The following is a 19,184-nucleotide window of genomic DNA, read 5'->3' as shown; positions in this document are numbered from 1 at the left end:
CCACAGAAAGCCAGCTCATGCCGGACACGTTCGACCTGCTCGTCATCGGGGACGCCAATCCCGACATCGTCCTGGGGCCGCTGGACGCCCCGCTCGCCTTCGGCCAGCGCGAACAGCTCGTCCCCACCGGCCTGCTGACCCTCGGCGGCTCCGCCGCGATCATGGCGTGCGGCGCCGCCCGGCTCGGCCTGAAGGTCGCCATCGCCGGCCGGATCGGCGACGACGACACCGGCCGGTACGTCCGTACCGCCCTGGCCGAGCGCGGCGTCGACACCGCGGCGCTGCGGGTGGACCCGGACCTGCCGACGCCGCTGACCACCGTGCTCACCCGCGGCGACGACCGCGCCATCCTCACCGCGCCCGGCACCCTCACGGCCACCGTCGGCGCCGACGTGCCCCAGGCGCTGCTCGCGCACAGCCGCCATGTGCACGCCGCCTCGTACTTCCTGCTGCCGGGACTCGCGACCGCGCTGCCCGACCTCTTCCGCACCGCCCGCGCGCACGGCGCCACCACCTCGCTCGACACCAACGACGACCCGGCGGGCGACTGGGACCCGGCCGGAATCGCCGCGCTGCTCCCCGTCACCGACATCCTGCTGCCGAACGCCAGGGAGGCGTGCGCCCTGGCGGCCGGCGGGGAGGCCGCGTCCGGTGACCCCGAGGCGCACGGGAAGATCCCGGCGGGGGACCCCGAGCCCGCCGACGTCGAGCGGGCCGCGGCCCTGCTCGCCGCGCGCGGTCCGCTGGTGGTGGTGAAGAACGGCGCGGACGGCGCCCTGGCCCACGACGGCCGCGGCCCGCTGCGCGCCCCCGCCGTCCCCGTACGGCCGCTCGACACCGTCGGCGCGGGCGACAGCTTCGACGCCGGCTTCGTCGCCGCCACCCTGGCGGGCCTGCCCCTGGCAGCCGCCCTCGCCCTGGCCGCCGCCTGCGGCGCCCTGTCCACCCGAGCGCACGGCGGCACCACCGCCCAACCCACCTGGGACGAGGCGCTCGGCGCCTCCCGCGCCGCCACCACCCGCAACGGAAAGAACCCGTCATGAGCACAGCCAGCACCACACCCCGCACGACGACCAGCGGCGCCACCCGTACGACCAAGATCGCCTTCATCGGTGCCGGAAGCGTCGTCTTCACCCAGGGCCTGCTCGCCGACCTCTTCGCCTTCCCCGAGCTCAAGGACGTGCACATCGCGCTGCACGACATCGACGCCGAGCGGCTGGCCACCGCCGACGGGGCCGCACGGCACATCGCGGCCGGGCGCGGCGCGGCGCCGCTGATCACCGCGCACGCCGAGCGCCGCGCGGCCCTGGAAGGCGCCGACTTCGTCATCAACATCATCCAGGTCGGCATGGGCGAGGCGACCCGTACCGACTTCGACGTCCCCGCCCGCCACGGCCTGCGCCAGACCATCGGCGACACCCTCGGCGTCGGCGGCATCTTCCGCGCGCTGCGCACCTTCCCCGTCCTGCGGGAACTCGGCCGGGACATCGCGGAGGTCTGCCCCGACGCCTGGCTGCTCAACTACACCAACCCGATGGCGATGAACGTGCAGTACCTCGCCGAGGCCACCGGACTGACCCGGGTCGTCGGCCTGTGCCACTCGGTGTACTGGACGATGCACGACCTGGCGGAACTGCTGCGCATCCCGCTGGAAGAGGTGACCTACCACGCGGCGGGCGTCAACCACCAGGCGTGGGTGCTGCGCTTCGAGTACCAGGGCGAGGACGTCTACCCGCGGCTCGACGCGCTCATCGCGCAGGACCCGCAACTGCGCCGCAGGGTCCGCGTCGACATGTACCGGCGGCTCGGCTACTACCCGACCGAGACCAGCGAGCACTCCTCCGAGTACGTGCCCTGGTACCTGCACCACGACAGCGAGATCGAGCGGCTGCGGCTGCCCGTCGGCGCGTACCTCGGCATCGTGGACGAGAACGTCGCCGCGTACGAGAAGACCCGCGCCGCGCTCGCCGCCGGACTCCCGCTGCCGGTCGAGGGCACGATGGAGTACGCGCCGCAGGTGATCCACAGCATCACCACCGGCACCCCGCGCACCATCTACGGCAATGTGCCCAACCACGGCCTCATCGACGACCTCCCGGCCGCCGGTACGGTCGAAGTGCCGTGCCTGGTCGACGCGTTGGGCGTCCAGCCCACCCGGATCGGCGCGCTGCCGCCGCAGTGCGCCGCGCTGAACCGCACCTACCTCAGCACCACCGACCTCGTCGTCCGCGCCGCGATCGAGGGCGACCCCCGCCACATCCGGCACGCCGCCATGACCGACCCGGCGACGGCCGCCTCGCTCCCCGTCGAACGGATCTGGGAGCTGTGCGACGACATGGTGCGCGCCCACGGTGACGCGCTCCAGCCGGAGTTGCGGGCCGTCCTGGGCACGTGAGGCGGCGGCCCGCGCGCCGGGCCGGTGGGCTGAGTCGGCCCGGCTCGGCCCGGCTCCACGCGGCCCGACTCGGCCCGGCTCAGCTCGGCCCGGCTCGGCACTCGGTTCGGTTCGACAGGGCTCGGCTCAGTGCGCGAGGGCGCTCATCAGGTGGCGCATGGCCCGGATGAGCGCCGGGCGCAGCGCGATGGTGTCGGCGGGGGTCGCCTCGATGGGGGAGCCGTCGGCGTTCAGCGGGCGGGCGGCCACGCCGTTCCACTGCTTGATGCCGTCCACGCTGAGCGAGAAGACGGCGCCGCCGTGCCGGACGGTGACGGCCTGCCGCGCGGTGCCGTAGATCGTGAACGCCTGGTCGCCGAGGCCGCGCAGCGCCCTGGTGACCTCGGGCGAGTCGGTCATGAACAGGAAGTCGCCGGAACCCGCGGTTGTGGGGTCGGGGACGATCACATGCGAGAGGTCCGCGAATTCGGCGTGCACGTCGGACTTCTTGTGCAGGTCGACGGTGACGGTGACCGTGTACGTCGTCTCCCAGTCGCCGCTCCCGGTCACCGACGTGGTCAGGGTGCAGGCGGCGTGGTCGAGGGCGGGACCCTTGGTGATCACGGGGATGCCCTGGAGGAATTCGGTGCCGAAGGCGTCGGACAGCGGCTGGAGATTGTCGCTGGTGCACGGGTTGTCCGCGAGGTGATAGCCGTGCAGGTCCGGCCGCGGGCCGCCGTACCCGGTGAACTGGAGGACCGCGAGCCAGACCGCCGACGCCGTGACGACGCCGCCGAGCGCCCACAGCACGCGGCCCCGGCGTCCCTCGGGCCGTGGCCGCCAGGGCTTGAGGGTCGGTCCTCTGTCCTCGCCGCCGTGACCGCCGCCCGTGTCGCGGACGCGGTACGGGTCCGCGGGGGAGCGCGGCGGCGGGAGGCGGGTGCGCAGCCGGGAGAGCGCGGAGCGCAGCGACGGCGGCGCGTGGCCCGCGCCGCTCAGGATGTCGGGGGCGGGGCGGTCGGGCTCCGGCTCCTCGACCATCTCCGGCTCGGTGATCATGCCGAATCCCCTCGTCGCGGTGTGCCGGACACTGTACGGCGGGGCGGACGCCGCATCGGGACCCCTGCTCCCAGGCTGCCCATGGGCGGCGGCGGGTAACAGGCGGGTTCGCGCCAGGGGGGATCGGGGCCGGACGGGTGCGGTGCCGGGGGAGTGCGGGCCGGGCGTCGGGCCGCGGTCAGCCGCCGGTCTCCGCGCCGCCGCCGTCCCCGTTCTCCGGGAGGTCCGCGTCGACCCCGTTCGCGCGGGCGATCCGGAGCGCGTCGTCCAACTCGTCGCAGGCCACGGCCAACGCGTACGCGTCCCCCGCCCGCCCCGCGGCGGCCACCGCCTCCCGAGCCACGCGCACCCGCTCCAGCATCGCCTCGGCGAAACCGTCCACCCGGACCTCCATCCGACGTCATCGGCCGCCCTCCGCCCTGGCCCCGATCGCACGGAGAGCCAGGGGAGATCGCGGATCTCCGGACATGCTAACGACGCCGCCGCGGCCCGGCGCCACCCGAACCCCCGTATGGCGTAGGGCGGTTCGGCCCGCTTCACCTGCTGTCCAAGGTCCGTCCACCGCCCGTCCGCGCTCGGGTCGGACGGTGGACGGACGGCGTGCGAACCGGGGCGGCGGCGGACCTCCGGGCACGGCGGAAATCGGTGTCGCGCGCGCCGGTCGGTGGACATGATCGGATCAGCGGACAGCATGAGAATCGCACCGACGCGCCGGTGCCCACGGCCGTCAACCGGCGCCGCGCCGGGGCGAATTGACAGAGTTAGGCATGCCTAACCTAGGCTCGTCGCGCCCCTGGTCACCGGTCGTCCCACGACCGTCGGCCCGAACGACTGCGCGCCCGGAAGTGGACCCCCATGCGGCTCTATGTGCTGGCTCTGAACCCGACCGACTCGGTCACCGAGGGATTCCTCCCGGCCGCCCGCCGCCTCGGCCTGGACGTCACGGTCCTCACCGACCAGCCCGCCGCGCACCGGGCCGCGTACGGAGACGATCCGGCGGTCGGCGTCCTGGAGTGCGACGTACGCGACTTCCGCGCCGTCATCACCCGCGTCTCCGCCTATCGGCCGCCGGACGCCGTCTTCACCAACAGCGACCACCTCCAGGTCCAAGCCGCCCTGGCCGCCGACTACTTCGGCCTGCCCGCCAAGAGCTGGCAGGCCGCGCTGCGCACCAAGGACAAGGCCGAGACGCGCCGGGTCCTGGCCGCCTCGGGCGTCGACACGGTGTGGTCGGCGCAGTTGCCCGCGGGCCAGGACCCGGCGGCCTGCCTCGCCGGACTCGACGTGCCGTACCCCTGCGTCGTCAAACCGCGCGAGGGCGTGGCGAGCGAGGACGTCGTACGCGCCGAGGACCCGGCGGACCTGGAGCGCCGCGTCCGGCGGATCCAGGCCGACCGGCCGGGCGCCGCACTGGTCGTGGAGGAGTTCCTGCCCGGCGAACTGCTCACCCTGGAAACCCTCGGCGACGGTACGACCCGCCATGTGCTGGGCGGCTTCCGCACCACGCTGTCCCCGCCGCCGTACTTCATCGAGGAGCGGCTGACCTTCGTCCCCGCGCACCCCGCGCCCGTCGTCGACCAGGTCCTCGCCCAACTCGACGCCCTCGGTGTCGGATTCGGCGCCTGCCACACCGAATTCGTGCTGCACGAAGGGCGCGCGCGCCTGATCGAGGTCAACTACCGCGCCATCGGCGACCAGTGCGACCTGCTGCTGGCCGAACTGCTCGACCTGCCGCTCTTCGAACACATCCTCCGCACCCATCTGGGCGAACCCCTCCCGGCCGACCTGCGCACCGCGACCGGCCGCGCCGCCCGGCTCGACTACCCCTACGCGCGGCAGGCGGGCACCCTCACCGCCGCCCCCGGCCCGGCCGACCTGACGGCCGACGGCGTGCGCCTGACCTACCGGCCGTTGCGGACGGTCGGCGAACGGCATCCGCTGCACCGCACCAACCGCGACCTGCTGGGCGTCGTCCGGGCCATCGGACCCGACGAGGACGCCGTGGAGCGGGCCGTCACCAGCTTCCTCGCCGAGCACCGCTGGGAGATCACCCCGTGACGGTGACCGGCCGGGCCGCCGGAGACGAAGAACGCGCCCTGCTGCTCGACGTGTTGAGCACGCTGCTGCGCGAGGACGTCGTGCGCCTGCGCACCGGCAGCGCCCTCGTACGCCGCCCCGACGGCGACTGGCTGCGACTGCCGGTCCCCGAGGCCGATGCGGACGTGTTGCCGCTGCCGCTGCCGCTGCCCGTGACCGACCCGGCAGGGGAGGAGTCGGCGCTCCTGCTGCCGGTCACGGCGAACGGCTTCCAGAGCGAGTACGCCGCCCGGCTTCCGCTGCTGCTCCAGGAACCCGGCGGGCGGGAGTTGACGACCGGCGAGGACGTCCTGGCGGCGCTGCGCGCTCTCGCGGCGCCCGAGGACCGCGCGGGCTTCACCGCCTTCGCGACCGAGTACCGGGACGCGCTGACCGCCCTGCGGCTGCGGACCGCGACCCGCGCCGACACCGTGGCCCGGCTCACCGCACGCCACGGGGGCGACCCCGCCGGGTGGACCGGACTCACCGGCGCCCTCGCGTACGACACCCTGGCCGCCCGGTACGGCCACCCGGTGCACCCGACCTCCGCCGCCCGCAGCGGACTGACGGAAAGTCAACTCCTCGCCCACGCGCCCGAATTCGCGCCGCGCTTCGCCCTGCGCTGGCTCGCCCTGCCCAGGGAGGCCGTCACCGTGCAGGGCGCGGACGGCGATCGGGCACCCGACGGCCTCGGCCTCGGCGTTCTGCGGCCGTCCGCCCTCACCCTCGGCCTGCCGCAGGAGCTGGACGGCACCCATGTCGCCTTCCCCGTCCACCCCCTCACGGCGGACGGCCCGCTGCGGGACGCGCTGCGCGCCACCGGCCTCGACGGCAGGTCCGTACTGGCCGACCGCACCTACCTGGACGTGGCGCCCACACTGTCGACCCGCACCGTCGCGGTCCTCGCCGACCCCGGCACCCACCTCAAACTGCCCCTGGCCACCTCGACGTTGGGGCTGCTCAACCGGCGCACGATCAAACCGGGCAGCCTGATCGACGGCGCGGCCGGGCAGCGGCTGCTGGAGGCGGTGACCGCGCGCGAACCGCGCTTCCGCGACAGCGTGCTGTACGCCGACGAGAACCGGTTCGCGCACGCGGGCCACGAACTCCTCGCCGTGCTCGTCCGCCGCCACCCGCCCGGCCTCGACGGCTGCGCCGTCCTGCCCATGGCCGCGCTGCTCGCCGAGGCCCCCGACGGCCGGCCGGTCATCGACCACCTCGCCGACCGCTACTACGGCGGTGACCCGCTCGCCCTGCTCGACGCGGTCCTCACCCTGCTCCTCGACTGGCAGACCACGCTCTTCGGATACGGCATCGCCCTGGAGTCCCACCAGCAGAACATCTCGCTGCTGCTGGACGACCCCGAAGGCCGTACCCGGCTGCGCCTGCTCCTCAAGGACGACGACGGCCTGCGCGTCAACCGCGTGCGGCTGCGCGCGGCCCTCGGCCCCGACGCGCCGGAGCGCGCCGCCTTCGACGACCCGCGCATCCTGGTGGACGACGACGGCCCGGTGGCCGATCTGTTCACCACCATCACCGTCCATCTGTGCGCGGGCGCCTACGCGTTCGCTTTCGCGCGGCTCGGCCGCGCCCCGCTGGAAGACCTGCTCGGCCGCGTACGCGACCTGCTCGACCGGGCCGCGCGGCGGCTCGGCACCGGGCCGGGCGAAGCGGGCGAGACCCTGCGCGCGCGTGTGCTCGACGCACCGCGCCTGCCCGTCAAAGCGATGGTGAGCGCGGGCACGCTGCTCACCAAGGACCGCTCAGGAGCCACCGACATCAACAAGCACTACACCACCGGACCCAACTACCTTCTGCGGAGCCGTTGATGACGCTGCCCACCATCACCGGACCCGCCGACTGCGCCCGGCACGCGGGACTGCCCGACGCGGACCGGGCCGTGGCCCACACCCTGCTGAACTGCCTGCTCCGCGAGGTGTCGGGGCCCGAGCACCAGACCGCCGTCATCGACGGCCGCCTGCTGGTACGGCTGCCCCGCACCGGAGTACGGCTTCGGGTCGCGCTGCGCCGCACCTCACTGCTCGGCGCGCACCGCTTCGCGGGACCGGTCACGGAACAGACCGGCCACGACGACTGGACGGAGATCGACTGGCGACGGCTGGCCGAACACACCCACGCCGAGCTGACCTCGCTCACCGGCGTGTCCAACGACGAATTCCTCGATCAGGTGGAGTCCAGCCACCACGGAGTCGCCACCGCGCTGCGCGCCCCGCGCCCCGTCGCGGCCGGGCTCCCGCTCGCCGGATACCTCGCCTCCGAACAGTCGCTCGTCTACGGTCACCGCTTCCACCCGGCCCCCAAGTCCCGTGGCGGCGACCCCGGTTCATGGGCCGCCTACGCACCGGAGACCTCCGCGTCCTTCCCGCTGCGGCTGCTCGCCGTGCGCGAGGATCTGACCGTCCAGGAGTGCGCCGAACCCGGCGCCACCGACCCGCTGGACCGGCTCGCGGCCGTGCCCACGGGTTACCGGCTGCTGCCCGCCCACCCCTGGCAGTACGACCTGCTGCGCCGCCACCCCGCGCTGCGCGCCGCCCTGGACCGCCGCGACGTGCTGGACCTGGGCCCCGGCAGGACCCGCTTCGCCGCCACCGCCTCCGTCCGCACCCTCTACGACGGCGACACCTTCCTCAAATTCAGCCTCAATGTGCGGATCACCAACTGCCTCCGCAAGAACGCCAGTTACGAGCTGGCCGGGGCCGTCGCCCTGACCCGGATGCTGCGGCCCGCCTTCGCCGACCTCGCCGCCCGCTTCCCCGGCGCCGACGTACTGCGCGAGCCCGCCTACCGCAGCCTGGCCCTGCCCGGCCGCGACGGCCGCCCCGACCAGTCGCTGCTCGAAGGCTTCGGCGTGATCGTCAGGGAAGGGCTCGACCGGCGGCTCGGGCCCGGCGGTACAGCGTTGCTGGCCGCCGCCGTCGCCGACGAGTACCCGACAGGACCGGGGCACATCTCCCGGCTGGTCGCGGACGGCGGCCCGGCGGCGGCCCTGCGCTGGTGGCGCGCCTACCTGCGGCTGCTCGTACCCCCGGTGCTTGCCGCCTACTTCGACCATGGCGTCGTGCTCGAACCCCACCTCCAGAACGTGCTGGTCTGCGTCGACACCGACGGCGACCCCGTCCAGGTGCTCTTCCGCGACCTGGAGGGCACCAAACTGGTCCCCGAACTGCTCTCGGGCCCCTGCGCCGACGCGCTCGCCGCGCTGCCGCCCGAGGTCGCGGAGCCCCTGCGCTACGACGCCGACCGGGGCTGGGACCGGGTGGTCTACTGCCTGCTGGTCAACCACGTCGCCGAGATGCTGGCCGCCCTCGCCGACCTCCACCCGGACACCGAACCCGCCCTGTGGGCCGAGGTCCGCCGCACCATCCGCGACCACGCGGACGAGCACGGCCATCACCCCCGGCTCGACGCCCTGCTCGCCGGAGCGCCGCTGCCCGCCAAGGCCAATCTCCTCACCCGCTGGGAACGCGCGGCCGACCGGTTCGCGGGATACGTACGCCTGCCGTCGCCGCTCGCCGAGGACGTCCTGCCGGCACCGCTCGCCGAGGACGTCCTGCCGGCACCGGACGGCGGACCCGGACACCCCGTGCGCGGCGCCGACCGCGATCCCGACGACGCGAGGACGCAGTCATGACCGCACCCGCACCCGCACCCGCACCCGCACCTGTCGCCGTCCCCGACTCCGTACGGACCACGGCTCTCGCCCTTCCGACCGCCCAACTGCCCGCCTACCTCTACGACCTGGCGGCGCTGCGCGCGCACGCGGCGGCCGTGCGGGCGGCGCTGCCCGAGCGGGCGGAGCTGTACTACGCGGCGAAGGCCAACCCGGAGCCGGAGATCCTGGCGGCGCTCGGCCCGTACGTGACCGGCTACGAGGTCTCGTCCGGCGGCGAGGCCGCCCATGTGGCGGCGGCGGTGCCGGGCCGCCCGCTGGCCTTCGGCGGACCGGGGAAGACCCCCGCCGAGATCACGGCCGCGCTCGACCTCGGCGTGGACCGCTTCCACGTGGAGAGCGCGTACGAACTGCGCGTGCTCGCGCATCTCGTGGCCGCGCGCGGGAGCCGCGTCGGCGTGCTGCTGCGCTTCAACCTCGCTGTCGCACCGGGGGAGTTGGCGACGGGTGTGCTGGCTATGGGCGGCGGACCCTCGCCCTTCGGCCTCGATCCGGCGCAGGCCGACGCGGCCGTCCGCGCGCTCACCGACGGCAGCCACCCGCACCTCGAACTGCGCGGTGTGCACGCCCATTTGGCCAGCGGCCTCCCGGCGCCGCGATTGCTCGCCGTCGCCGAGGCCGTGGTCGCCTGGGCGAGTGACCTCACGGCGCGGCACGGCGTCCCGCTCCGGGAGGTCAACGTCGGCGGCGGCATGGCCGTCGACTACACCCGCCCGGCGGACCGCTTCGACTGGGCCGCGTACGGCGAGGGGCTCGCCCGGCTGCTCGACGCCCACCCCGGACCGCTGCTGCGCATCGAACCGGGCCGCGCCCTGACGGCGTACTGCGGCTGGTACGCCACCGACGTGCTGGACGTGAAGCCCAGCCACGGCGAGGAGTTCGCGGTGCTGCGCGGCGGCACCCACCATCTGCGGACCCCGGCGGCCAAGGGCCACGACCAGCCCTGCGCGCTGCTGCCGGTCGACGACTGGCCACACCCGTGGCCGCGCTCGGCGGCCGACGGCGAACTGGTCACGCTGGCGGGCCAGTTGTGCACGCCCAAGGACGTGCTCGCCCGGCGGGTCCCGGCGGCGGGACTCCGCGCGGGCGACCGGGTGCTGTTCGCGCTCGCCGGGGCGTACGCCTGGAACATCTCGCACCACGACTTCCTGATGCACCCCCGGCCTACCGTCCACTACGTCGATTCCACGGATGTCCCGGATTCCACGGCTCTCCCGGAATCCACGGCCCGTTCCTGAGACCGGCCGCTCCCGGACCGGCCGCTCCCGGACCGGCCGAGGCGCCGGTCCGGGAGAGGGCGTGTGCGGCGGACGGTTCAGGACGCCTTGCCGGTCACCGTGATCGTGTGGCTGCCCGCCGGGATGCCGCGCAGCGTCACCCGGCCGTCCTTGAGCGTGGCCTGGAAGGCGTGCGCCCCCGCGCCGTCCCAGGCGACCCGGCCGTCGACCTTGACGGTGACGCGCGTGCCCGTCGCGGGCAGGTCGACGACACCGGACGTCCCCTTGGGCGCCGTCAGGTCGAGCGTGAACTGCCGGTCACCGCCGCCGCGCTTCCAGTCCACCGTCAAAGGGCCGTGCGGCGTGGGAAGTTGACCGCGCGCCCAGGTGACGGAGCCCGGGTGCGGTGCGACGCTCCAGGTGGCGAAGCCGGGAGTGACGGGCGTCGCGCCGAGCAGGTCGTTGGTCAGTGCCGGGACCACCCCGGTCGACCAGCCGTGCGCCGCCGAGGTGAAGCCGCCCTCGTACATCGAACCGCCCGGGCCGATGCCCTCCCAGTCGGTGATGCCGGGCCCGTGCCCGGCCATCCAGCCGTACAGCCGCTTGATCTCGTCGATGGCGGAGTCGGCCTTGCCCGCCAGGAAGCGGGCCTGGATCTCGGGGTACGAGGTGAAGGCGTAGACCCGCTGGGAGCCGTCCGGGACCAGGGTGTTGTTGTCCATGAAGGCGTTGCCGTACGGCTGGGCGGTGGTCCGGGACAGGTGGTCGAGCGCCGAGGCGGCGCGCGTCGGGTCGGCGACCCCGGCGACCACGGCCAGGCCGTTGCCGTCCTGCCCGTGCCGTACCGCGCCGGTCGCCGAGTCGAGATAGGCGCCCGCCGCGCTGTCCCACAGACGGGTGTTGATCGCCGTGCTCACTGTGGCGGCGCGCTTCTGCCAGCGGTCGGCGTCCGCGCCGTGGCCCAGTGACGTCGCCAGCGCCGCCGCGTCCTTGAGCGCCTGGACGTAGAGGGTGTTGTAGTAGGTGACCTCGCCGCTGCGGGGCAGGAAGGCGTAGTCGCCGTAACCGCCGGTGCCGTTCAGGCCCTTGGACAGCAGGCCGTTGGCGTCGGTGACGCTCGGGTACCAACTGTCCAGCGTCTTCACCAGGTTGGCGTAGTAGTCGCGGGCGTAGGCGGTGTCGCCGGTGTACAGCACGTAGTCCCAGCTACTGGTCACCCACCACAGCGGGTAGTCGAACAGCGGGAGCGTGTAGTTGTTGATCGAGGCGGGCGGTATCCAGCCGTCGCCGCGCTGGTGGTCGGCGAGGTCGGCCAGCACGTTCTTGGCGGCGACCGCCGCGTCATGGGTCAGATACGTGGTGCGGCCGGAGACCGCGACATCGCCCACATACGGGTCGCGGTCGCGCTTGGCGCCGTCGTGCAGCACGAGCTTGCCGTCCAGCGTCGGACTGTCGGCGTTGCGCGGGTCGACGTCGTCCGACCGGAAGGTGTCGGTGACCAGTTCGTTGGTGTACGAGGCGTCGTACCAGTACTGGTTCAGCTCGGCGTCCGAGGACTCGAACCAGCCGGTGTAGGAGTCCGGGGTGCCGAGGAACGGGGTGAAGTCGAGCGAGACACCGTCGATCCGCACGGTGCCCGACGGCTGCGCGAGCGGCGCGTCGGAGGGGAGCGCGTCGAGGCTGATCCTCATGTAGCGGAAGCCGTGCAGGCCGTCGGCGCAGACCTTCGTACCGCTCAGGCAGCTCTTGTGGTCGGTCCAGATCCCGCCCTGCCGGGGGACCGCGTACTGATCGGTGCCGGGGCCGCCGGAGACGTCGGAGCGCGTGTAGTCGGAGCGGTCGGTGAGGTAGTCGAGCGTCTCGGAGAAGGCCACCCGCACGCCGGGGCTGTTGTCCGAGGCGCCCGCGAAGCTGATCCGGGGGTAGCCGGAGACGACCTTGCCGAAGTCGAGCGTGACGCTGGGCACCGGCTCGGCGGCGACCAGCCCCGGCCACACCTCGTTGATCCTGGTGTACTCGCCCTTGCCCGAGGACTGGTCCTTGGTCACGGTGATCCGCACCCGCGCGGTGGTCACGGACGAGGAGAAGGCGACCGCGCGCCGCACGTCGGAGTTGCCGGTGACGGTGGCGCGGGTGGTCCAGGCCGAGCCGTCCCAGGTCTCGACGGTGAAGTCCTGCGGGACGCCGTCGCTGTTGGACAGCACCGTGATGCCGGGGAGCGTGACCGGGGTCGGGCTGGTGATCTCCAGCCAGGCGGGATACGTGGCCGCGTTCGCGTCGTTCCAGAACGTGTCGGTGTCGCCGTCGACCGCGTTGCCTGGCACGTAGGTACGGGGCTTGCCGTCGTTGCCGTTGTTGCCGTCGTGGTACGAGGAGGCGGTGGCCGTGGTGTCGGCCGGCCACGTCGGCTCGGGCTTGGGGGCGGGCCTGTTGAGGGTGGCGGTGCCCTTGCCGAGGACGCCCTGAGGGTGGGCGACGTCGCCGGTGGTGGCCGTCACGGCGACCGGCCGCACCTCGCGGCTCGACGGTGCCCGCACGTACTTCCGCCAGGAGGCGGAGTGGGGGGAGTTGGCGGAGGCCGGCCCCGACAGGGCCATGGTCGCGGTGAGCGCGCCGACGACGGCGACGGCCTGCGCGATGCGGACCGACCGTCGGGAGAGCGTGCCACGGAGGGGATGCGCAGAGGACAAGAGGGCTCCAGGTGTTCCACGAGCCGCGTCCCGCAGCCCGCACCACTAAGAACGATTCAATTCGGCGCCGCTGAACCTATGGCGCGATTGAGCTGGGGGTCAATACATCCTTCGGCCAAGGCTTCGCATTGTCGCGGCGCGGAATTGAAACGTCATTGAAACGGTGCGGCAGGGCCGCCCCCGCGTCCGGCCCGCCGTCGGCCCCGCTCGCCGGTCTCGTCCCGTGTTCCGACATCTTTCTCGAAACTGTCGAAGCCGACACCGCGTCAGTTCGGTGGCCCGATCGGGTGTTGGGTCACGCTTTGGTAACCCGTGACGCGAGCCTTGACCCCCTCTCCGGGTGCACTTTACCGTCACAGCGCGCAGCAAATTTCGGCGATGATGCCGAATCTTTCGAAAGGCTGGACCGATGAAGAAGCGCGCATTGCTCTCCCGCGCCGCGACCGCCAGAGCCCTGGCCGGCGGCGTGGCGCTCGTGCTCGGAATGTCCCTGGCCGCCTGTGGCGGCAGCAGCGGCGGTGACTCGGGCGGCGCCGGCTCGTTCCACGTGCTGGTCTACGGGGACGCGACCAACAAGGTCGAGAAGCAGATCGTCGCGACGTTCAACAAGACGTCCAAGGTCAAGGCGGTCCTCGACACCATCCCCGGCGCGGATTACCAGCAGAAGCTGCAGACGCTCATCAGCACCAAGCAGGCGCCCGACGTCTTCTTCAACTGGGGCGGCGGCAGCATCGCCCCCTTCGTCAAGAAGGGGCTTCTGCTGCCGCTGGACGAAATGATCGCCAAGGACCCGGGGCTCAAGAACAACTTCCTGACGTCGGTGTTCGACAGCGCCAAGGTGGACGGCAAGCCCTACGGCATCCCGATGCGCGGCACCCAGCCCGTCCTGCTCTTCAACAACAAGAAGGTGCTGGCCGACGCGGGCCTGACCGAGCCCAAGACGTGGGACGACCTGCTCAACGCGGTCAAGGTCCTGAAGTCCAAGCACATCACCCCGATCGCGCTCGGCGGCGGCGACCAGTGGCCGACCCTGATGTGGTACGAGTACGTCTACGACCGCGTCGCGGGCCCCGGCCTGTTCGAGAAGGCGCTCGCGGGCGACAAGAGCGCCTGGGCCAGCGCCGACAGCAAGAAGGCGCTGTCGATGCTCAAGGAGCTGGTCGACGCCGGTGCCTTCGGCACCAACTACGACTCGGTGAAGTTCACCGACAACGGCTCCGCGGCCCTGGTCGCCACCGGCAAGGCCGGGTTCGAGCTGATGGGCTCCTGGTACTACTCCACCCAGCAGGACGCCAACGCCGACTTCGCCAAGAACGACCTCGGCTTCAGCACCTTCCCGACCGTGACCGGCGGCGTCGGCGACCCGACCGACGTGGTGGGCAACACCAACAACTTCTACTCGGTGCTGAAGAAGACCAAGTATCCGGACGCGATAGCCGAATTCCTCAAGCTCCAGTACAGCGACGAATTCGTGCAGGCACAGCTCGGCATCGGCAATCTGCCGACGACGAGGAACACCGAGAAGTTCCTCGACACCTCGGCCGATCCCGCCTACTCCAAGTACCAGTACAACCTGGTCAAGGACGCGAAGTCCTTCCAGCTCTCCTGGGACCAGGCGTACCCGCAGTCGGCGAGCACCGCGATGCACACGGCGGTCCAGCAGTTCTTCGACGGCAAGCTCGACGCCGACGGGTTCATCAAGGCCATGCAGGCCCTGCCGTCGTCCTGACCAGGGAACCCTCCACATGATCACCACATCGCCCCCTGCGGCACGGAGCGGCACGGCCCACCGGGCCGGGATGAGCCGCCGCTCCGGCTCCGCGGTGACCCGCCCAGGTCTGGCCTGGGCGGTTCCCGCCACCTTGTTCTTCGTCTGCTTCGCCGTCGTTCCGCTGCTGCTGGTCGCCGTGCTGTCCTTCACGAGCTGGGACGGCCTCGGCTCACCCCGGTGGGCGGGCGTGGCCAACTGGAAGGCGCTGATCCACGACCACACCATGATCCAGAGCCTGTGGCTCAGCGCGCTGATCACGGTGCTCGGCGTCGTGATCCAGACACCGCTGAGCCTGCTGCTCGGCGTCTGGGCCGCGGGCCACCAGCGCAACCGCGCGATCCTCTCGGCGGTCTACTTCATCCCGCTGCTGCTGTCGGCCACCGCGATCTCGGTCCTGTGGCGGGCGATGCTCGACCCCAACTTCGGTGTGCCCGCACAGGCCAGATGGCTCTTCGGGGACGGAAATCTGCTCGGCATGCGGTCCGGCGCCATCGGCGTGCTCGTCTTCGTCGGCGCCTGGCAGTACACCCCGTTCCACACCCTGATCTACCAGGGCGCCGCGCGCGCCGTCCCGCCCGTGCTCTACCAGGCGGCGGCCATCGACGGCGCGGGAACCATCCGGCAGTTCTGGCACATCACCCTGCCGCAACTGCGCAACACCATGATCACCTCGATGATCCTGATGGTCGTCGGCGGCCTCACCACCTTCGACACCGTGCTGATCCTCACCCAGGGCGGCCCCGGCACCGACACCACCATCAGCGCCTACTACATGTACCAAAAGGCGTTCAAGAGCTTCGATTTCGGCGGCGGTTCCGCCATCGCCCTGGTCCTCATCGTGATCGCCACGATCGTCTCGTTGATCGTCGTCAAGGTCTCCGGATACGACAAGATGCGCAGCTCGGCGGAGGGCCTGTGATGACACGCCGAACCAACCGCCACCGCCCCAACTACCTGGCCGGGCTCGGCTCCCTGGTCTGGCTCTTCCTCGTGGGCCTGCCGCTGTACGTGATGCTCGCCGCGACCCTCCAGAGCCGCAGCGACTACTTCAAGAGCGGCCCGCTGGGCTTCCCCCGCCACTTCACGCTGAAGAACTACACGCAGGACTTCCACAACGGCTTCGGCCAGTACTTCCTCAACACCGTGCTGGTCACCCTCGCCGTCGTCGCCATCGTGCTGCTGCTCGTGCCGCCGCTGGCGTACGCGATCGTCCGCGGCCGTGGGCGCCTCACCACCGGCGTCTTCCGGGTCTTCCTGCTGGGCCTGGCCATCCCCGCGCAGGCCGTGATCGTGCCGATGTTCTACGTCATCACCAAGGCCGGTCTCTACGACAACCTCATCGGCGTCATCCTGCCGACCGCCGCGTTCTCCATGCCGGTGTGCGCGCTGATCCTGTCCGGCGTCATGCGCGACATCACCCCCGACCTCTACGAGGCCATGGCGATGGACGGCGCCGCGCCCTGGCGGGTCTTCTTCCAGCTCGTGCTGCCGCTGTCCAAGGGCGGCCTGTCCACCATCGTGGTCTTCTCCGCGCTCCAGTCCTGGAACGGCTTCCTGTTCCCGCTGGTCCTGACGCAGTCCGACTCGTCCAAGGTCATCACCCTCGGCCTCTACAACTTCCAGACAGAGCACGGCATCGACGTCCCCGGCCTGCTGGCCGCGGTGGTGCTGTCGATGCTGCCCATCTTCATCGTCTACCTGTTCGCCCGGCGCGCCCTGGTCCAGGGCCTCATGGGCGTCGGAGGAAAGTGACCGACACCGTGGTCGAAGAGACAGAACCCGTCACCGAACCCTGGCGCGACCCCGACCTGGCCCCCGAACTGCGGGCCGACGCGCTGATCTCCGCGATGACCTTGCGGGAGAAGGCCGCGCAACTCGTCGGCGTCTGGGTCGGAGCGTCCGACGACGGCGGCGAAGTCGCCCCGTTCCAGCACGAGATGGAAGCGCCGGTCGACCTGGAGGCGCTGCTGCCGCAAGGACTCGGGCAGCTCACCCGGTCGTTCGGGACCGCGCCGGTCGACCCCGCGCTCGGCGCGCTGTCGCTGCTGCGCACCCAGCGCGCCATCGCCGGGGCCAACCGCTTCGGCATCCCCGCGCTCGCCCACGAGGAGTGCCTGGCCGGTTTCGCCGCCTGGGGCGCCACCGCCTACCCCGTACCGCTGGCCTGGGGCGCCACCTTCGACCGCGCGCTGATCCGCCGCATGGCCCGCGCCATCGGCGACGACATGCGCTCGGTCGGCGTGCACCAGGGCCTGGCCCCGGTCCTCGACGTGGTGCGCGACGCCCGCTGGGGCCGCGTCGAGGAGACGATCGGAGAGGACCCGTACCTCGTCGGGACCCTCGGCACCGCCTACGTCCAGGGTCTGGAGTCCGCCGGAGTCGTCGCCACCCTCAAGCACTTCGCGGGCTACTCCGCCTCCACCGCGGGCCGCAATCTCGCCCCGGTCGGCATGGGCGTACGGGAGCGCGCCGACGTGATCCTGCCGCCGTTCGAGATGGCGATCCGGGAGAGCGGGGTGCGCTCGGTCATGCACGCCTACACCGACACCGACGGCGTCCCCTCCGCCGCCGACGAACTTCTGCTGACCGGACTCCTGCGGGACACCTGGGGGTTCACCGGCACCGTGGTCGCCGACTACTTCGGCATCGCCTTCCTCCAGACGCTGCACGGCGTGGCGGGCACCCTCGGCGAAGCGGCGGGCGCCGCCCTCGCGGCCGGCGTGGACGTCGAACTGCCCACCGTGAAGGCGTACGGCGAACCCCTGCTCAAGGCCGTCGCCGACGGGAAGGTGCCCGAAGCCCTCGTCGACCGCGCGGTACGCCGGGTGCTGATCCAGAAGGCACAGCTCGGACTCCTCGACGCCGACTGGGACCCGACTCCCGCCGCCCTCAAGGGCCTTGGCACGGCCTCCGTCCACGGCACGGCCTCCGTCGACGGCACGGCCTCCGTCGACGGCACAGCCTCCGCAGACGGCACGGCCGACCTCACCGACGCCGGGATCGACACCGAGGCGCTGCGCGGCCGGGTCGACCTCGACCCGCCCGCCAACCGTGCCATCGCCCGGCAGGTCGCCGAGCAGAGCGTCGTCCTGCTGCGCAACGACGGCGACACCCTGCCGCTGGACCGCCCCGCGACCATCGCCGTCATCGGCCCCAACGCCCACACCCCCACCGCCGTGCTGGGCTGCTACGCCTTCCCCGTACACGTCGGCGGACAGCACCCCGACACCCCGCTCGGCATCGAACTGCCCACCCTGCGCGAGGCGTTGGTCGCCGAATTCCCCGGCGCGCGGATCGTCTCGGCGCTCGGCGCGAGCATCGACGGCGCGGACACCGACGGCTTCGCCGAGGCGGTCCGGGTGGCACGCGGCGCGGACGCCGTCGTCCTCGCCCTCGGCGACCGGGCGGGCCTGTTCGGACGCGGCACCAGCGGCGAGGGCTGCGACGCGGAGTCGCTGACGCTGCCCGGCGTGCAGCAGCAGCTCCTCGACACCCTGCTGGACACGCTCGCGGGCACCGGCACCCCGTTGATCGTCACCCTGCTGGCCGGGCGGCCCTACGCGCTCGGCCGCGCCGCCACCGAGGCCGCCGCCGTCGTGCAGTCCTTCTTCCCCGGCGAGGAGGGCACCGCCGCCGTCGCCGGAATTCTGAGCGGCCGGGTCGAGCCCTCCGGCCGACTGCCCGTCAGCGTCCCGCGCCGCCCCGGCGTCCAGCCGTCCACGTATCTGGCGGCGCGCCTCGGCAAGGCCAGCGAGGTCTCCAGCATCGACCCTACGGCGGCCTTCGCCTTCGGTCACGGGCTGACGTACACCCGATTCCAGTGGACGGACCTGGACGTGCCGCGCCTGCACACCGGGACGGACGGGGAGATCGCCCTCGCCTTCACCGTGCGCAATACCGGTCGTCGGGACGGCACCGAGGTCGTCCAGCTCTACCTCCACGACCCGGTCGCCTCGGTCGTGCAGCCCGTGCAGCGGCTGGTCGGCTACCACCGGGTCGCCCTCGCGCCCGGCGAGTCGGCTCGCGTCGAGGTCACCGTGCCCGCCGACCTGGCCGCGTTCACCGGCCGCGACGGCCGACGCGTCGTGGAACCGGGGGAGTTGGAGCTGCGGCTCGGCGCCTCCTCCACCGATCTGCGGCTCACCGTCGTCTGCGCCCTGACCGGCCCGGTCCGCACGGTGGACCACACCCGCAGGCTGCACGCCGACTTCAGGACGGATCGCGAGCGGGACTCCGTGTCCTGAACATCCTGAACGCCACTTCTGTAGCGGTGACCTGACGGACCGACAGCCGTGCCCCGCCCTGT

At 72.5% G+C, this 19,184-nt stretch carries 13 protein-coding genes; 10 read left to right on the top strand and 3 right to left on the bottom strand.

Annotation, left to right across the window (positions count from 1 at the left end):
* The first annotated feature begins 17 nt into the window (after positions 1 to 17).
* The gene (locus ACFZAM_RS13210; protein ID WP_391045498.1) at positions 18 to 1,043 is read left to right on the top strand and encodes a PfkB family carbohydrate kinase; all 1,026 of its coding nucleotides are present in this window, start codon (positions 18 to 20) and stop codon (positions 1,041 to 1,043) included.
* Positions 1,040 to 2,395, top strand: coding sequence for an alpha-galactosidase (locus tag ACFZAM_RS13205; RefSeq protein WP_391045495.1), 1,356 nt, complete (start codon positions 1,040 to 1,042; stop codon positions 2,393 to 2,395). Before ACFZAM_RS13210 ends, ACFZAM_RS13205 begins: the two co-directional genes overlap by 4 nt.
* A gap of 126 nt (positions 2,396 to 2,521) precedes the next feature.
* Here ACFZAM_RS13205 and ACFZAM_RS13200 read toward each other — a convergent pair whose 3' ends face one another.
* Both ACFZAM_RS13200 and ACFZAM_RS13195 read right to left on the bottom strand, forming a co-directional pair.
* A complete protein-coding gene (locus ACFZAM_RS13200) occupies positions 2,522 to 3,433 on the bottom strand; it encodes a hypothetical protein (RefSeq protein ID WP_391045492.1) in 912 nt (303 codons plus the stop codon).
* A 178-nt stretch (positions 3,434 to 3,611) separates the two neighbouring features.
* The gene (locus ACFZAM_RS13195) at positions 3,612 to 3,815 is read right to left on the bottom strand and encodes a hypothetical protein (protein ID WP_391045490.1); all 204 of its coding nucleotides are present in this window, start codon (positions 3,813 to 3,815) and stop codon (positions 3,612 to 3,614) included.
* Between the two features lie 473 nt (positions 3,816 to 4,288).
* Between ACFZAM_RS13195 and ACFZAM_RS13190 the strand changes: the two genes are divergently transcribed.
* Genes ACFZAM_RS13190 through ACFZAM_RS13175 form a run of 4 tightly spaced genes read left to right on the top strand, consistent with a single transcriptional unit; the run spans position 4,289 to position 10,438 of the window.
* The gene (locus tag ACFZAM_RS13190) at positions 4,289 to 5,491 is read left to right on the top strand and encodes an ATP-grasp domain-containing protein (protein ID WP_391045488.1); all 1,203 of its coding nucleotides are present in this window, start codon (positions 4,289 to 4,291) and stop codon (positions 5,489 to 5,491) included.
* Between the two features lie 2 nt (positions 5,492 to 5,493).
* Positions 5,494 to 7,338: an IucA/IucC family protein gene (locus ACFZAM_RS13185; RefSeq protein WP_391045649.1), complete on the top strand. Its 1,845-nt coding sequence runs from the start codon at positions 5,494 to 5,496 to the stop codon at positions 7,336 to 7,338.
* Positions 7,338 to 9,161 carry an IucA/IucC family protein gene (locus ACFZAM_RS13180; RefSeq protein ID WP_391045485.1) on the top strand — a complete coding sequence of 608 codons (1,824 nt, stop codon included), beginning with the start codon at positions 7,338 to 7,340 and terminating at the stop codon, positions 9,159 to 9,161. The genes ACFZAM_RS13185 and ACFZAM_RS13180 overlap by 1 nt, the downstream gene beginning before the upstream one ends.
* The gene (locus tag ACFZAM_RS13175) at positions 9,158 to 10,438 is read left to right on the top strand and encodes a type III PLP-dependent enzyme (protein ID WP_391045484.1); all 1,281 of its coding nucleotides are present in this window, start codon (positions 9,158 to 9,160) and stop codon (positions 10,436 to 10,438) included. Before ACFZAM_RS13180 ends, ACFZAM_RS13175 begins: the two co-directional genes overlap by 4 nt.
* Positions 10,439 to 10,515: 77 nt before the next feature.
* On the opposite strand, the gene ACFZAM_RS13170 is transcribed toward ACFZAM_RS13175, so the two are convergent.
* Entirely contained in the window at positions 10,516 to 13,107 is a 2,592-nt protein-coding gene (locus tag ACFZAM_RS13170; protein ID WP_391045480.1) for an alpha-L-rhamnosidase C-terminal domain-containing protein, read from the bottom strand.
* Between the two features lie 409 nt (positions 13,108 to 13,516).
* Here ACFZAM_RS13170 and ACFZAM_RS13165 point away from each other — a divergent pair, with 409 nt between their 5' ends.
* From ACFZAM_RS13165 to ACFZAM_RS13150, 4 genes are read left to right on the top strand one after another with little or no spacing between them, the layout of a single operon-like run.
* On the top strand, positions 13,517 to 14,836 hold the full coding sequence (locus ACFZAM_RS13165; protein ID WP_355345733.1) for an extracellular solute-binding protein: 1,320 nt from the start codon (positions 13,517 to 13,519) through the stop codon (positions 14,834 to 14,836).
* A 19-nt stretch (positions 14,837 to 14,855) separates the two neighbouring features.
* On the top strand, positions 14,856 to 15,797 hold the full coding sequence (locus ACFZAM_RS13160; RefSeq protein ID WP_391045647.1) for an ABC transporter permease subunit: 942 nt from the start codon (positions 14,856 to 14,858) through the stop codon (positions 15,795 to 15,797).
* Positions 15,797 to 16,630: an ABC transporter permease subunit gene (locus tag ACFZAM_RS13155; RefSeq protein ID WP_391045476.1), complete on the top strand. Its 834-nt coding sequence runs from the start codon at positions 15,797 to 15,799 to the stop codon at positions 16,628 to 16,630. The genes ACFZAM_RS13160 and ACFZAM_RS13155 overlap by 1 nt, the downstream gene beginning before the upstream one ends.
* On the top strand, positions 16,627 to 19,122 hold the full coding sequence (locus ACFZAM_RS13150) for a glycoside hydrolase family 3 N-terminal domain-containing protein (RefSeq protein ID WP_391045473.1): 2,496 nt from the start codon (positions 16,627 to 16,629) through the stop codon (positions 19,120 to 19,122). Before ACFZAM_RS13155 ends, ACFZAM_RS13150 begins: the two co-directional genes overlap by 4 nt.
* Positions 19,123 to 19,184 lie beyond the last annotated feature (62 nt).

Origin of the sequence: Streptomyces sp. NPDC008079 (genome assembly GCF_042957385.1) — a bacterium.
In the GTDB taxonomy this organism is placed as follows: domain Bacteria; phylum Actinomycetota; class Actinomycetes; order Streptomycetales; family Streptomycetaceae; genus Actinacidiphila.
The sequence above is the reverse complement of the archived record's forward strand: the minus strand, read 5'-3'. Positions and strand labels throughout refer to the sequence as shown.

Coding starts and splice junctions, on each gene's coding strand:
- ACFZAM_RS13175 (WP_391045484.1), top strand. CDS start 9,158: ATGACCGCACCCGCACCCGCACCCGCACCCGCACCTGTCGCCGTCCCC.
- ACFZAM_RS13165 (WP_355345733.1), top strand. CDS start 13,517: ATGAAGAAGCGCGCATTGCTCTCCCGCGCCGCGACCGCCAGAGCCCTG.
- ACFZAM_RS13190 (WP_391045488.1), top strand. CDS start 4,289: ATGCGGCTCTATGTGCTGGCTCTGAACCCGACCGACTCGGTCACCGAG.
- ACFZAM_RS13155 (WP_391045476.1), top strand. CDS start 15,797: ATGACACGCCGAACCAACCGCCACCGCCCCAACTACCTGGCCGGGCTC.
- ACFZAM_RS13180 (WP_391045485.1), top strand. CDS start 7,338: ATGACGCTGCCCACCATCACCGGACCCGCCGACTGCGCCCGGCACGCG.
- ACFZAM_RS13200 (WP_391045492.1), bottom strand. CDS start 3,433: ATGATCACCGAGCCGGAGATGGTCGAGGAGCCGGAGCCCGACCGCCCC.
- ACFZAM_RS13210 (WP_391045498.1), top strand. CDS start 18: ATGCCGGACACGTTCGACCTGCTCGTCATCGGGGACGCCAATCCCGAC.
- ACFZAM_RS13205 (WP_391045495.1), top strand. CDS start 1,040: ATGAGCACAGCCAGCACCACACCCCGCACGACGACCAGCGGCGCCACC.